Raw genomic sequence first — 14,220 nt, forward strand, 5'->3', positions numbered from 1 at the left:
AACTGGGTTGTTTGTCTGCGTCGCTCAGTGCGCTACCCTGCCAGGTCTGAAAAACTCTTAACAAATCGATGTCTAGCAAAGTTACCCTTTCACTTACTCCTCTCGAACGCAAAGCGAGTTTCGCACTCGCCGGGTTATTTGCGGCTCGCATGCTGGGGTTGTTTTTACTTTTGCCCGTTTTCGCCGTCGCCGCCAAGGGGTTGCCTGGGGGTGACGATCCCGCGCAGGTGGGATTAGCCTTAGGGATGTACGGGTTGACGCAAGCATTGATGCAAATCCCTTTCGGCCTCGCCTCTGATCGGTGGGGGCGTCGCCCCGTGGTCGTCACGGGATTAGTCTTGTTTATTTTGGGTAGCGTCGTCTGTGCCTTATCGCAAGACGTTTTCTGGATCACCATTGGCCGTGCGATTCAGGGATCTGGCGCGATATCCGCCGCAGTCACTGCTTGGCTAGCGGATGCGACCCGTCCCGAGGTGCGCACGCGTGCCATGGCGATGGTGGGGGGGTCGATCGGTATTTCGTTTGCCGTTTCATTGGTGGCGGCACCGCTGATTGTGGGGGCTACCGGTTTAACGGGCCTGTTCTGGACGATCGCGCTGCTGGGCCTGATTTGTTTGGCCGTTGCTGGTTGGGTTATCCCCGATGCCCCTATCACAACTAAGATGGATGATAGTGTGAAGCCACTGCAAGTGCTCACTAACTCAGCCTTGATTCGACTCAATTTTGGCGTCTTTTGTTTGCATATGACCCAGGTTGCCCTGTTTGTGGTTGTGCCCCCATTGTTTATCAAACTTGGTCATATGCAGTCTTCCGAACTTTGGAAGGTCTATTTACCCGTTATTTTCGGCTCTTTCTTGTTGATGGTGCCAGCGATTTTCTGGGCAGAAAGGCGCAAGGCGCACGTCAAGTTGTTGAGGTTGGCGGTGGCCGGTCTGGTCGTTGTCTGTGCGATTTTGCCAGCCAGTAGCGGCGATTTTTATACGCTGGCGTTTGCCTTAACGGGTTTCTTCGTGATGTTTAATGTGCTTGAGGCGCTACAGCCCTCCTTGGTATCACGCATGGCGCCTCCCGAGTTGAAAGGCTTAGCCTTGGGTTTTTACAATACGTCACAAGCAGTGGGCCTGTTTCTGGGTGGGGCACTGGGTGGCAGGTTGATGTCACATGGCGGGAGTGATGCAGTATTTTGGGCAGTGTGTGCCCTGTCTGCCGCCTGGTTACTGGTGACTTGGGGGCTTAAGACTAAGGTTCTGCCCTGAAACCTGATTGTTTGATGATGGGCTCCCATTGCTTTCTAAAGTTTGCCAACATCGCTTGCGATTGCGCTAAATCAGCGACCACAGGATCCAGCATCATCGCGTGAATGGTTTGTTGCACGGTCGCATCCTGCATGACCTTATTAATCGCACTGCTGAGCAGTTTGACCTTTTCCTCAGGCATGCTGGCGGGCGCAAAGAATGCATTCCACCCCATGCCTGTCAAAGCGAGGTTTGACTGTTTAAAGGTAGGGACACTGGGAAGAGATGGCTCGGGGGTCTCTCCCGAAACGGCGATGATGTTGACCTTGCCCGCTTGATGCATGGGCAACAGTGAATTGAGCGTATCCATGGCGACATTTAAATGCCCACCCGCCAAGTCATTGAGCAACGGGGCGGATCCTTTGTAGCCAATCACTTGTACCGGCGCCCCGATTTTTTCTTCCATCATCATGACAAAGAAATGCGGCAAACTACCTGTTGCGGGAACGCCGATGTTGTACTTGGCGGGATAGTAGCCCAGCTGGTAAATCAGATCCGCCATGCGTTTGATTTTCGATTCAGTCGACACGGCCAGAGCAAAGCGATAGTTGGTAACCATCGAAACGATGTTGAAGTCTTTCGTGGGATCATAGCCAATATCTGACATCACCAGCGGCGCAATGACCATGACAGCGGGGTTGCCAATGAGCAGCACATTCTCGGTTGAAGCAGCTTTCTTGACGAGTTGCGCTGAAATACGACCGCCGGCACCCAGCTTGTTTTCAATGATAACGGGCACGCCTAATTCGTCTTTGAGCCTGTCGCCGATGATGCGCGCTACGCGGTCAGAGTCGCCCCCCGCGGGATAGCCAACGATAACGGTCAGGGGTTGAGTCAGGTTTGCCACGCTTTGCGCTTGCACGCCAAGCGGTTGAAACGCCAGACCGAAAGCAACTAAAAAACCAGCGATAAGTTTAGGCATGTAGATCACATCACCAGAAAGTGTTTTGATTGAGCGGCGGCCCGCTGACCATCGCGATGCGGGATTTTCATCTCGTATAGCATATTTTGGCCCGTTTCAAACCGCTGGATGTCGATTAAACTGTGTCAAGACAATGACGAGCTAGGTAGTTTTGCGTCTAGCGTAAATGGGCTCGCCGCCTGATGATATCGGTTTGTGCAGGGTTGGGTGTTTATCCACCGAGCCCGTTTGATGAATAGTTTTTTGAATATACGGAGATCGGCATGGCATCGGTCAATAAAGTAATTTTGGTGGGTAATCTCGGCCGCGATCCCGAGGTGCGTTATAGCCCTGACGGTGGCGCGATCTGTAACGTGTCGATTGCGACAACCAGTAGCTGGAAGGATAAAACATCCGGTGATCGCCGCGAAGAAACCGAATGGCATCGTGTCGTGTTTTACAACCGCTTGGCTGAGATCGCTGGCGAGTATTTGCGTAAAGGTCGTCCCGTTTATGTCGAAGGTCGCTTAAAGACCCGCAAATGGCAGAACAAAGAGGGCGTTGATCAATACACGACCGAAGTGGTCGCCGATCAAATGCAAATGCTCGGGGGGCGCGAGGGCGGTGAGGGGATGAGTGCGGGCGCTGCTGGTGGTGTCTCGGGTGGGATGAATGAAGGTCAATCCCCTCGTCCAGCAGCCAGACCGCAAGGTCAACGTCCAGCGGCGCCAGCTGCGAATGGCGCGAATTTAGCTGATATGGAAGACGATATTCCGTTTTAAAATATACCTGCGACCAATACTGTAAATTATTTCTCCCAAGGGCCCCGTTTTACGGGGCCTTTATCATTTTTCAATTATTAAATATTGTAAAACTTCATTGAGTTAAATATGGAAATGCTTTACCTTAAAAAACGTACAGATTTATCAAGAAGCTTTCGTATTAAATGCAATTAAAAAATTCCAAACCAAAAGTTTTGTGATGCAAAGCGGCGAACGTTTGCCATCAATTTTCTGCGTACTAATGCTGGGATTGAGGATGAAACCTTGCTTTCATCCCCCATGTTCATCCATGTGTTGGCCGTAGTCAGCCGAGTCAAGGACAATAAACTCACCGCCAAAGAGCAAAACGAAATGTTGCATTGGTTGTTGGTAGCTAATGCGCGGGGTCGATATTCACGCGGTTCAACAGAATCTTTATTGAATGAGGATTTGGCCATCATTTTTCGTACGGGTGATCTTTCTGCCTTGATGGAGCCAGTCAAGCGACAGTTTGGACGCTTGACTATAGAACCTAATGACCTGGCTGGTCGTGGTGTGAATAGCCCTCTTTTCTCATTAGCGTATCTTGCGTTAAAGGCTTCAGGCGCTAAAGATTGGTACAGCGGGTTGGGACTGTCTTTGACTCATCAAGGCAAACTTCACTTTATCCAGTGGCATCACATCATCCCCAAGTCCTTGGTCAAGGAGCAAGGGTTTGAAACGGGTGAAATCAATGAAATCGCCAACATGGCTTTCATCACAGGACAAACTAACAGACGCATCAGCAACAAGGAAGCTACAGGGTATTTGGCGGATGTAGTTGCTAAACAGGGAACCGCCGCATTGGAGAGTCAATGCGTTCCAACTGACCCAGCTCTTTGGTCCACTGAACGCTACAGGGAGTTTCTGAAGTTTCGACGTGAGGCGTTAGCTGCACGCATGAACGCATTTATCAAGGAAAAGGCTGGGCAATGAGCAACTTCGCCTTTCTCCAGTCTGAATGGTCCATCCTTTATGGCGCGGCCATCAAGGCCGAAGAAATGGCGAACACGGATGCACGCGCATCCTGTTTCTATGCTCGGCGCACGCTGGAATTGGCTGTGGGGTGGCTTTACAAACATGACAAGTCGCTGCGCCTTCCCTACCAAGACCACTTGAGTGCCCTGATTCACGAGCCCAGCTTCCGGGCGGCCGTGGGTGACGCCGTGTTCACTAAGACCAAGCTCATTAAGGACTTGGGTAATTTGGCTGTGCACAGCACCCGTCCCATCCAGCGTACCGATGCCATCACGGCTACGCGCGAGCTGTTCCATGTCTGTTACTGGCTGGCGCGTACCTATGGGCAGCGCGTTAGGCCCGCGCCGGAACTCCGCTTTGCCACTAACTTGATTCCATTGCCCGCTGCGCTATCTGCGATGCTTCTGCCACTGTCATTGGAAGTAAAGCGCATTCTGAATCGTCAACGTATGCATGGACATATGCAATGGCTGTCATGGCTGAATTGTGCCAATTTTCCATTAGTCGGTTTGTGCATGTTGGGTATGCCGTTATTAATCTTTCCCGATATGTGGCAAGAACATAGAATCCGCTGCATTGAAAGCAATTTTTCAATCTCACTCAAAGGACTTTTATGCGTTCCAAGCCACTTTTCAGTTCTCTCTGTCTCGCCATAATTTTGACGCTCGGTAACCAGTCAGCCTACGCAGCAGAAACACCTCAAGCCATCAAAACCTTTTACGCGAACTTCAGCGTTCCGACACCTGCACCCAACGCTGAGTTGATTGCCGCGTCCACCACCGAAAACTGGAAGTCTTGCAGCGCATTGGATAAATGCCGTGGGCGCGAGGAATCAGCTAAAGCATTCGCAGGCTTTGCCAAAGCCATGCCAGACCTGAAGCACGAGATCAAAGACATTGTTGTCACCGCCGACCGCATCGTGGTGCGCGGACAGCTCAGCGGCACACCCGTTGGTGACTTTTTCGGCGTGCCCCATTCAGGCCGCTCGTTCTCCATCATGACCATTGATATTCAAGAAATGCGCGGCAATCGCATTGCGCACACATGGCACATGGAAGATTGGCCTGAGGCATTGAATCAATTGCGCGGCAATAAATAAAGAGAGCCTACCAATGACCACCAGCCGAAGGAAATTCCTGGGCACAGGCGCGGCACTTTCGCTCGCGCCTTTTGCAGCCTCCATCATGGCCCAAACCACCGAGAAAAACATGTCCACTGCTTCTACCCCTGCGCACCTTAGCGCAAGCCCCGCCGGTCCATTCTCAACACAGCCTTGGAATGCTGACCACCGTGTTGATATGGGTGCATATTCGGTGGAGCGGGTTACTTTCCTTTGCGACGGGATTGAAATAGTTGGCAACCTTTTCATCCCTGCCGGGGCAGGCAAAAAGCCCGGCATCGTCATGACCGGACCGGTGGCCTACATAAAAGAGCAGGCGCCCATGCAGTATGCAAGCCGCCTTGCCAAAGAGGGCTTTGCAACGCTTATTTATGACCCACGCTATCACGGCGAATCTGCCGGAATGCCAAGGCGTTTTGAAAGCCGCAAGGCCAAGGTAGAGGACATTCAAGCTGCTGTTGAATCTATGGCAACCAGGGCGCAAGTCGACGCGTCTCGCATCAGCGTGGTGGGCTTCTGCCAGGGCATGAATTGGGCGGTTGAGGCTTGCGTGGGTAATCCGCGGGTCAAGGCTGTCGCGTTGGTGGCAGGCCACTATCTGATGCCAGAAACCGCCGCGCTGTACCTGGGCAATGCAGAGAACGTAGCGAACCGCATTGCCAAAGCCAAGGCTTCAAAAGCGGCGTTTGAGAGCACCGGTCAGGTGGATTACATCCCCGTCGTCAGCCTGACGGACACCAACGCATTGCTGACTGCTCGCGCCATTTACGACTTCTACTACCACTGGGCAGACCGTGGCCCGTTCTCGGCGTTCCAAGGCTTGTGGGAAAACCGTATTACGCAAATGAGCGAGGCGGATATCTGGGGGCATCGCATTGACGAACAGTTAAAGCGTCTGGATAAACCAGCCTTGATGGTTCACAGTGACCGCGCCGCCAGCGGCCCCAAAATTCCGCGCCAGATGTTTGAGCTGATTGCCAGCAAAGACAAAAAGGCCGTGTGGTTTGAAGGCAGAAACCAGATTCAGTTTTACCAGGACGCGCTAACCATTGACATGGTTATTCCACACCTGTCAGAGCACTTTCGCAAGTACGCCGCTTGAGGTTTTAAACAGTCCGCATCGCAATCTACCGAAAAAACGCATGAAATTTCGCATCATCCCAGCGCTGGCAAGCACTCTCCTTATGTTCGGCACCGCTACCCATGCGGCTGAAAAGCTCGAACTGCCCCCGGTCAAGTTCCCCGTCGCCATGACCGCTACAGAGAAAGGTAATGTCGCCGTTGCATACGCATTCATGAATGCGCTCAATATCGACAAAAGTGCTGCTAAGGTCGAAAAGTACATCGACGACAAACTGATAACGCACAACCCGCAAATCGACGGCAAAAGAGGCATGGTTGGCTTTGCGGACTATTTGAAAGACAAACATCCCAATGCAAAGGTGATGGAGTGGACGCATGTCTATGCCAAAGGAGATCTGGTGGTTCAACACTATTTGTATAGCCATGATGGCACAAAGACGGACACCAAAATTGTTGACTTCTTTCGTGTCAAGAACGGAAAAATCGTTGAGTACTGGGACGTATTACAGCAGTTGGAAAGCAAGTAGCGCATGCCCCACCCGCGCCCCAATTGCGTTATTTCTCCACTTTCATTTTTCAATTTAGGAAGCTAATCCATGTACGCCATTACAGGAGCCTTCGGGCAAACTGGCCTAGCCATGAGCCAGGCATTAATAGATGCGGGCCAATCAATCCGCATGATTGTTCGGCGCGACGATGCCCAAGCAGCGCTGTGGCGCGAAAAAGGGGCAGAGGTCGTCATTGCTGATCTGACCAACATTGAGCAGGTAACACGGGCGCTAGCCAACGTCAAAGGTGCCTACCTGATGAACCCGCCCGCCTACTTTGTTCCTGACCTTTTCGCGCAGGCGCGTGCTGTGCACCAGACCTTGATCGCAGCTGCAAACGCGGCGGAAGTACCGCACGTGGTGGCGCTATCTTCTGTAGGTGGTCAGCACGCCCATGGAACGGGAAACATATTGACAACCCACGACCTGGAACAACAGCTTGCAAACTACAAAGGCGTTGCAACAATTTTGCGCGCTGCTAATTTCATAGAAAACTGGGCCTGGTCCATGCAGCCCGTTATGGAAAAAGGCATATTGCCTTCGATGTTCGGGCCGCTGGAGCGCGCCTTGCCCATGGTCAGCGCGTTGGACATTGGCCGCACTGCTGCGGCACTGATAGTTGAAAGCCCCGCCAATACGCGAATCGTTGAACTGCATGGTCCGCAAGACTACTCGCCCGCAGATGCGGCCGACATGTTCTCCAAACTGCTTGGCCGCAACATACAAGCTGTTGAAGACAATGCCGTTGGCTTCTCAGCCATCATGGCCAGCAAAGGCTTTCCCGCCACGACGGTTAAGGCTTTTGTAGATATGTTTGACGGATTTAACTCCGGGCTGATCGCCTTTGAAGGCACCCACGAAACACGCAAGGGACAAGTTTCGTTGCAGGCTGCGTTGGAAGCTGTGTTGAAGTCATCTCCAAGCCATTAACTGTAGATTCACACATGAAGTTATCTGACAAAGGCCCCATTGCATCTCCACCATCCATGCCCGGCCTGTTAGGCCGCATCTCAACAGAGATTCAAAGCTGGCTGGGCATCATTGCCGCTACGCACTGGGATTTGTACCGGCCCACGGTGCCTGACGGTGTTGACTTTTACATCGGTGAAACCGAGATAGGTCATCTTCATTTTTATGGCGAAGCGCATATCACCAGCGACCGCACATTGTGTGAGCGCTTTATTGCAGAAGGCAAAGCACAACCCTTTCGATTTCGGCAAGACTCCGCTTACCGCTACTGGACCCAGGTGACCATTGCCAACGAGAAAAATGTGCAAGACACGATTGAACTATTTCGCGCCAACTATGAGCGACTCCGACTGAAGGACGCGGTCACTGAAGCTTGAATTGCTCGCGCAGCCATTGCAAGCCCCTATCCCGATGGGCACGTTCGTGCCAGATAAGTCGGTAATCAAACTGCAGACTTTTTTCCATGATCGGAAGCACTGCGATGGCGTAACGTGCGGCCCACAGGCTTGCAAGCCTTTGCGGTACTACCGCGACCCAATCGCTGCTAAGGACACTTTCCAAGGCCGTATAGAAATACGGCGATGCCACCACAATGGGCAAAGCTTTGAGTCCAAGTTGCTCATAAAGATTGTCGGTAACGTAACGCCTTGATGCCAAGTAGCGCGGTGCGCATTGCGGATATTTAGCGGCCTCGATGAGTAGGGCCTTGCCACCGGGCTTTTCCATAGTCGTTAGGGGGTGTTGCTGATTACAAACCAGAGCGTAACCATCACTGAAGAGCTTTCGGAAATGAAAGTCCGGGGGGAGCGAGTCGTCGGAATAAAGGGCACAATCAAGCTCACCTCGCTCCAGCTTTGCGGTGGTCTCGTCAGACCAGGGATCGATTTGCCACGTAATCAGAGGGGCTAGCTTGCGCAGGCTTTCCAAGTTCGGCATGAGCGCCGCAGAAACACCGTAATCCGTGCTGGCCAAGCGAAAGGTTCGCGTCGACGCTTTTGCATCAAAAGCAGACACTTCAAACAATGCATTCATACTCGCCATGGCAGCCCGCACTGCAGGACGCAAGAGCTCAGCAACAGGCGTTAGAACATAGCCGCGCGCTGTACGCACCAGCAGGGGATCAGAAAAATGCCGCCGCAGCCGCATCATTGCGCGTGATGCAGCAGGTTGACTCAAACCAAGCAGCTCTCCGGCGCGGGTAATGGCTTGGGAGTCTAGAAGCGCTTGAAGAAACCTTAACTGCGCTATGTCGAAACTGTCTAGGCCGAGTTTTGAATTCGTGTCTTCCATGTCGTCTCAGACGGTATTTTTCTTTCAATTGCTTAAGATAACTGTTGGGGTCATTATGAATCCCTCTCAACATCATGGATCGTTCCAATTTTCCATGTTTCAGACATTCGTCAACACTCGCAGTTGCCCAGGCACAGGGATTTGGTAGCTAGAGACAATGTTCAACTATCGCTAGCTGATGGGTGCGTACCGTTCCTATGGCAGCGATGACTGCTTTGGAGAAGGCAGATCGTAAAACGCTAAGTCGGCTTGCAGCCCAAAGCGGCGCCGTCGAACCTGTTATAGCGACACCAGAAAATTGATATACGGTGGTCAGGGACTTCCGGAGAAGTTGATCCGTCAGACCGGAATATGCATTGATGCCTTATCTCATTGGGAAACATCCTGGCCATCAATATGCCGTTTTGGAATGTCTTTTGGTGATCTCTGTTTCCGCATTTCTTCAAAATAAGAGTCCTCTAATACAGATGGCATCCAAAGAGAGTCCGCAAACTTTTCGAAATCCGACTTAGACAGCAACGGGCCGACCTTACCGCCATTCGAGTCAATTGGCTGCGAGTGCTTCTTCATGGTTACTCCTAGTCAAATTGTCCGCCTTATGTCCTGCGCGATCAAAACAATCTTGACGTGGCAAACCTGAAAATAAGGCTGTTTCGGTTGACAGCCTTTGATCGCTCAAGATATCCGATTCGCGTGGTCAAGTCAACCAGACTGTTCAGTCATGTCTTTGAAATAGTTAGAGCGAATTTATTTACAAATAAATTTACACTTTTGCCACTTTCAATTTTGAAAAATTTGTATTTCACCAATGAAAATGGCATAAATCTTGTTATTCGCATAAGGCGATTAAAGTCTCCGGTAAACTTTTCCTTTTTAACGCCCATGTTGTTAGCCGTGTCAATAAAGCCAGCGGGGTCATGAAGATGGCCCCGTTTTTTTTATGGCGTTTTTGCTAGCCCATCGAAAAACACAAAATGATCGCTTGATCTTGCCCCACGCTCGCTTCTCCTCTTGAAATTTTGTTGGTCAATCCCTAAATAGTCAGTACCCGGATGCCTTAAGGGTCTGGGCAATGAAACTTGCTTAAATTTAAGGAGAAAATGATGACCTACACGCTAGGTAGAAACGTGCTGTTGAATTCAATTGGTTTTGATCGGCTGATCGATGCGTTTGAGCAAATGAGCTCAAGTGACGGCGTCAATAAAGCCCAGAGCTATCCACCCTATAACATCGTCAAAATCAGTGAGCGTGACTACGCCATTGAGATTGCGATCGCTGGTTTCAAACAAGACGAAATCGACATCACGTCTGAAGGCAGCAAGTTGACGGTGACAGGGAAGTTTAAGTCTGAGCCGGTTGGTGAATATCTGCACAAAGGCATTGCGAATCGTGACTTTAAACATGACTTCACGCTCGCTGAGACAGTGGTGGTTCGTTCGGCTGATATTGAAAGCGGTTTGTTGGTGATTAGGCTTGAAAACGTGATCCCCGCTGAGAAACTGCCCCGCAAGATCTCGATCGGCGGCGCTGGCCGACTGTTGCCAGAAGACGCGCAGGATAAGTTAGCGGCTTAAGACCGTCCCGTGGCGCTAGTCAGAGCTGTCTGCTGACTAGCGTCACCACCTGAGATTGGCACAAATATTGCTTCTACCCTTAAACAAAACAGGGAGACGCAATACCGTGCAACCACCATTCGCTGGAATCACTCGCAGACCAGCTTGCGCCGAGGCCACAGATACAGATTCGGCGTGGATCACGCGCGTGTCCGCTGAGCCCTCTAGTCAGCCGCAATCGCAGGCTGGCGCTGGCCCACTGGATGGCTTGCGCTTTGCCGTCAAAGACAATATTGACGTGGCGGGTTTACCGACAACCGCCGGATGCTCGGCTTTTGCTTACTCGCCGAGCGAGCACGCGCAGGTGGTAGACCACTTGCTTCGGGCTGGTGCGCGCCTGATAGGCAAAACCAACCTCGATCAGTTTGCTTGCGGTCTCAACGGAACACGTTCTCCCTACGGCGCGGTTCCTAATGCAATCAACGCGGCCTATGTTTCGGGCGGATCCAGTTCCGGCTCGGCTTACGTCGTGGCCAAAGGCCTGGCCGACTTCTCTCTGGGCACGGATACGGCAGGCTCGGGACGTGTGCCCGCTGGTCTGAACAACCTTGTGGGCCTGAAGCCGACCCGTGGTTTGATTTCGGCCCGAGGCGTGGTGCCCGCAGCACAAAACGTCGATTGCGTCTCGATTTTTGCAGCGACAGTCTCAACGGCAGCGAAGGTGTTGCAGGCGTGTATAGGCTATGACGAGGCGGATCCGTTTTCCCGAAGGGTTACGATGGCTTCGAAACCCTTACCAGCAAAGTTTCGCTTTGGCGTACCCGATACCCTTGAATTCTTTGGCGACAAACTCGCTGAGGCGGCTTTTACCCAGTCTCTGGATCAGCTGACGCGCCTCGGTGGTACCGCGGTGACGATTAATTACGCACCGCTTGCGCAGGCCGCGGCCATGCTCTACGACAGTGCATTGGTCAGTCAGCGCTATACCGCCATTCAAGCATTTTTTGATGCCCATGAAGAAGAGGTGATCGAGCCGGTACGCAGCATCATCGCCAAAGGACGGCAATATAGCGCCGCTGACTACATTCGTGCTGAGATTGAGATGTTGGCCCTCAGTCAGGTAGCCCGGCGGATGTGGCAAGAGATCGATGTCCTGTTTGTGCCGACCGCACCGACGCACTACACCATCGATCAAATGCAAGCAGATCCTGTCGCCCTTAACCGTAACCTTGGGCAATACACCAACTTCGTTAACCTGTTTGACTACGCTGCGCTGTCGGTACCGAGTCTGATCAGGCCCGATGGATTGCCCTTTGGCGTCACCCTGATTGGCCCAGCTGGCAGCGATTGGCAATTGGCCGATCTGGGCCAGCGTTATCACCACGCCACGGATTTATCGCTTGGCGCCACCTCGCAGACCTTGCCTGAGCCAGAGCCCATCGCAGCTTTGCAGACGCCCGCTACCGTACGGGTCGCTGTATTGGGGGCACACCTGAGCGGCATGCCGTTGAACTGGCAACTGACAGAGCGGGATGCCACCTTGGTCGAAGCTACGCATACAGCACCTGACTATCGCTTTTTTGCGTTAGCAGACTCGCAACCGCCCAAACCTGGTTTGTTGCGTGTGGAGTCAGGCCAGGGGGCCGCAATCGCCCTCGAGATCTGGGAGATGCCGCTAACCCACTACGGTTCATTCGTTGCGTCGATCCCAGCCCCGCTGGGCATTGGTACCTTGACACTCGCCGATGGCTCTTCAGTGCAAGGCTTCGTTTGTGAAGCACAAGCGCTAACAACAGCGACGGATATTACTCATCTGGGCGGATGGCGCGCCTACGTAAACAGCTTGACCCACTCAACCAATTGACCTTTTACTCACCCTTGGAGTTCTTCATGACCCATCGCACCTTGACAGCTAAGCCCTTTGTCTCCACTTCGCGCCGCAAGCTATTACAAGCAGGGGCGGCCACTGGTGCATTGAGCGTGCTGGGAACCCCATCGCTCGTTCACGCGCAAAGCACCCCAAAAATTCGAATCGGCTATTGGCCCATAGCGGCAGGTCTGCCCTTTTACGCGGCGCTTGAAAAGGGTTACTTCAAAGAGGCGGGTCTGGACGTTGAGGGCGTTAAATTCGCCAGTGCCGCACAGATTATGGAAGCGATGCTTGCCGGTCGTTGTGACGGTAGCGCCAACGGTACCGGCTCAGCCAACTTGGGCATCGGTGAAGTTGCCTCCCCCGGTACCTTTAAAATCTTTGCGTCCAACCCAAGTAATGTCAAAGACGTGTTGGACGAATTTTTAGTCGCCTCTAGCAGCCCCGTAAAAACCATGGCTGAGCTCAAAGGCAAAAAAGTTGCCAGTGGCCCTGGCATTCAAAACCTAACACTGGCCAGAACAGTACTTGAGCGTGCAGGTGCAACCGGGGCTACCGTGATTGAACTGCCGATTGCACAACACGTGGCAGCACTTGCCGCAGGTCAGGTTGATGCTGTCTATACCCTGGAGCCGACCGGGACGATTGGTCGCTTGAATGGTGCCACCCGCGTCTTGGAAGCTGGCGTCATCTCTAAGTACATCCTCGGTGATGCGATGGCGCCGTGGTTCGGTGGTTCGGCCTCACTGACCGCAGATTTTGTCAAAAAGTACCCGACCGAGACCAAGAAATTTGTCACGGCCTATGGCAAAGGTATTGATTACGTGCGCAAGAGTACCGTTGAGGCGCGTCAGTACTTGAAGGGCTACACCGCGATCGAAGGCGATCTCACGGCAGAAGTCCCGATGGCTGCCTATACGATGTACAACGAATTCACGCCCAAAGATATCGAATACTTTCAGAAATTCTTCGATCTGTTCTTTGATAAAGGCATCTTCACGTCGCGCCCCATGGTCGAGTCCATGCTTTACAAGGGTTAGTCATGCAGGACACTCTTCGCTGGAGTCCAGCACGTCTTATGCCACTGATCGGCCCAGTGATCCTGTTCTTGATCTGGGATCTGGTGGTGCGGTTCAAGCTCATACCCCCCATTCTTCTACCTTCACCGTGGACAACCTTGGCGACGCTGTTGACGGGGATGGGAGGGGGTAGTCTGTCTGGCGATTTTGCCTACACCCTGCTGCGAACGTCAGAGGCTTTTCTGATTGCGGCGGTGATGGGTGTGCCGCTCGGCGTACTGCTGGGTAGTAACGAGCGGGCTTACCGAAGCGTCGAGTTTGTGATTGATTTCTTTCGCTCGACCCCCTCGTCGGCCTTGATACCCTTGTTCTTGATGATTTTTGGCGTCTCTGACATCAACAAAGTCGCAATTGCCGCCTTTGGTGCACTACTCATCGTGTTGTTCAACAGCGCCTATGGGGTCATCAACGCCCGCAAGCAAAGGGTCATGGCTGCCAAGGTGATGGGCGCCAGTCGCTTTCAGATTTTCAAAGACGTGCTGATCTGGGAAAGTCTACAGCCAACGTTTGTAGGCTTACGAAGCGCCGTATCCATGTCACTGGTGATTGTCATCGTGGCGGAAATGTTCATTGGTTCTGAGCGAGGTCTTGGCCATCGCATCATCGACTCGCAGCAAGTGATGAATGTCAGGGATATGTACGCCTCTATTTTGGCGGCTGGTGCGTTGGGATACGTGTTGAATATTATATTTTTGGTGTTCGAAAAACGAATCGTGCACTGGAGTGGGAGATAA

General features: G+C 52.4%; 16 protein-coding genes. 13 read left to right on the plus strand and 3 right to left on the minus strand.

Annotated elements, in window-relative coordinates:
- Window positions 1–68 precede the first annotated feature (68 nt).
- On the plus strand, window positions 69–1,256 hold the full coding sequence (locus AC1W8Y_RS06840; RefSeq protein WP_482013725.1) for an MFS transporter: 1,188 nt from the start codon (window positions 69–71) through the stop codon (window positions 1,254–1,256).
- Here AC1W8Y_RS06840 and AC1W8Y_RS06845 read toward each other — a convergent pair.
- Window positions 1,240–2,217, minus strand: a complete 978-nt coding sequence (locus tag AC1W8Y_RS06845) for a tripartite tricarboxylate transporter substrate-binding protein (RefSeq protein WP_482013726.1) — start codon at window positions 2,215–2,217, stop codon at window positions 1,240–1,242. The two genes, AC1W8Y_RS06840 and AC1W8Y_RS06845, sit on opposite strands and share 17 nt — an antisense overlap.
- A gap of 263 nt (window positions 2,218–2,480) precedes the next feature.
- Between AC1W8Y_RS06845 and ssb the strand changes: the two genes are divergently transcribed.
- The 8 genes from ssb to AC1W8Y_RS06885 all read left to right on the plus strand — a co-directional run bounded on the left by ssb (window position 2,481) and on the right by AC1W8Y_RS06885 (window position 8,071).
- Window positions 2,481–2,978: a single-stranded DNA-binding protein gene (gene ssb / locus AC1W8Y_RS06850; protein ID WP_482013727.1), complete on the plus strand. Its 498-nt coding sequence runs from the start codon at window positions 2,481–2,483 to the stop codon at window positions 2,976–2,978.
- Between the two features lie 264 nt (window positions 2,979–3,242).
- Window positions 3,243–3,932, plus strand: a complete 690-nt coding sequence (locus AC1W8Y_RS06855; protein ID WP_482013728.1) for a hypothetical protein — start codon at window positions 3,243–3,245, stop codon at window positions 3,930–3,932.
- On the plus strand, window positions 3,929–4,630 hold the full coding sequence (locus AC1W8Y_RS06860) for a DUF4145 domain-containing protein (protein ID WP_482013729.1): 702 nt from the start codon (window positions 3,929–3,931) through the stop codon (window positions 4,628–4,630). Before AC1W8Y_RS06855 ends, AC1W8Y_RS06860 begins: the two co-directional genes overlap by 4 nt.
- 2 nt (window positions 4,631–4,632) lie before the next feature.
- On the plus strand, window positions 4,633–5,073 hold the full coding sequence (locus tag AC1W8Y_RS06865; protein WP_482013730.1) for an ester cyclase: 441 nt from the start codon (window positions 4,633–4,635) through the stop codon (window positions 5,071–5,073).
- 13 nt (window positions 5,074–5,086) lie between these two features.
- Complete coding sequence (locus AC1W8Y_RS06870) at window positions 5,087–6,196, plus strand: alpha/beta hydrolase (protein ID WP_482013731.1); 1,110 nt, start codon at window positions 5,087–5,089, stop codon at window positions 6,194–6,196.
- A 40-nt stretch (window positions 6,197–6,236) separates the two neighbouring features.
- The gene (locus tag AC1W8Y_RS06875) at window positions 6,237–6,704 is read left to right on the plus strand and encodes a nuclear transport factor 2 family protein (protein ID WP_482013732.1); all 468 of its coding nucleotides are present in this window, start codon (window positions 6,237–6,239) and stop codon (window positions 6,702–6,704) included.
- Between the two features lie 69 nt (window positions 6,705–6,773).
- Window positions 6,774–7,655 (plus strand): NmrA family NAD(P)-binding protein, encoded by an 882-nt coding sequence (locus tag AC1W8Y_RS06880; protein WP_482013733.1) that lies wholly within the window; start codon window positions 6,774–6,776, stop codon window positions 7,653–7,655.
- A 14-nt stretch (window positions 7,656–7,669) separates the two neighbouring features.
- Window positions 7,670–8,071 carry a luciferase domain-containing protein gene (locus AC1W8Y_RS06885; protein ID WP_482013734.1) on the plus strand — a complete coding sequence of 134 codons (402 nt, stop codon included), beginning with the start codon at window positions 7,670–7,672 and terminating at the stop codon, window positions 8,069–8,071.
- On the opposite strand, the gene AC1W8Y_RS06890 is transcribed toward AC1W8Y_RS06885, so the two are convergent.
- Together AC1W8Y_RS06890 and AC1W8Y_RS06895 are read right to left on the minus strand one after the other, a co-directional pair.
- Window positions 8,058–8,984 carry a LysR family transcriptional regulator gene (locus AC1W8Y_RS06890; RefSeq protein WP_482013735.1) on the minus strand — a complete coding sequence of 309 codons (927 nt, stop codon included), beginning with the start codon at window positions 8,982–8,984 and terminating at the stop codon, window positions 8,058–8,060. The genes AC1W8Y_RS06885 and AC1W8Y_RS06890 overlap by 14 nt on opposite strands.
- 369 nt (window positions 8,985–9,353) lie before the next feature.
- A complete protein-coding gene (locus tag AC1W8Y_RS06895) occupies window positions 9,354–9,554 on the minus strand; it encodes a hypothetical protein (RefSeq protein WP_482013736.1) in 201 nt (66 codons plus the stop codon).
- 533 nt (window positions 9,555–10,087) lie between these two features.
- On the opposite strand from AC1W8Y_RS06895, the gene AC1W8Y_RS06900 reads away from it, so the two are divergent.
- The 4 genes from AC1W8Y_RS06900 to AC1W8Y_RS06915 all read left to right on the plus strand — a co-directional run bounded on the left by AC1W8Y_RS06900 (window position 10,088) and on the right by AC1W8Y_RS06915 (window position 14,220).
- Window positions 10,088–10,558 (plus strand): Hsp20 family protein, encoded by a 471-nt coding sequence (locus AC1W8Y_RS06900; protein WP_482013737.1) that lies wholly within the window; start codon window positions 10,088–10,090, stop codon window positions 10,556–10,558.
- 106 nt (window positions 10,559–10,664) lie between these two features.
- Window positions 10,665–12,401, plus strand: a complete 1,737-nt coding sequence (gene atzF, locus AC1W8Y_RS06905) for an allophanate hydrolase (protein WP_482013738.1) — start codon at window positions 10,665–10,667, stop codon at window positions 12,399–12,401.
- 26 nt (window positions 12,402–12,427) lie between these two features.
- Entirely contained in the window at window positions 12,428–13,447 is a 1,020-nt protein-coding gene (locus AC1W8Y_RS06910) for an ABC transporter substrate-binding protein (protein ID WP_482013739.1), read from the plus strand.
- A gap of 2 nt (window positions 13,448–13,449) precedes the next feature.
- Entirely contained in the window at window positions 13,450–14,220 is a 771-nt protein-coding gene (locus tag AC1W8Y_RS06915) for an ABC transporter permease (protein WP_482013740.1), read from the plus strand.

It is taken from the genome of Jezberella sp. (assembly GCF_964834465.1).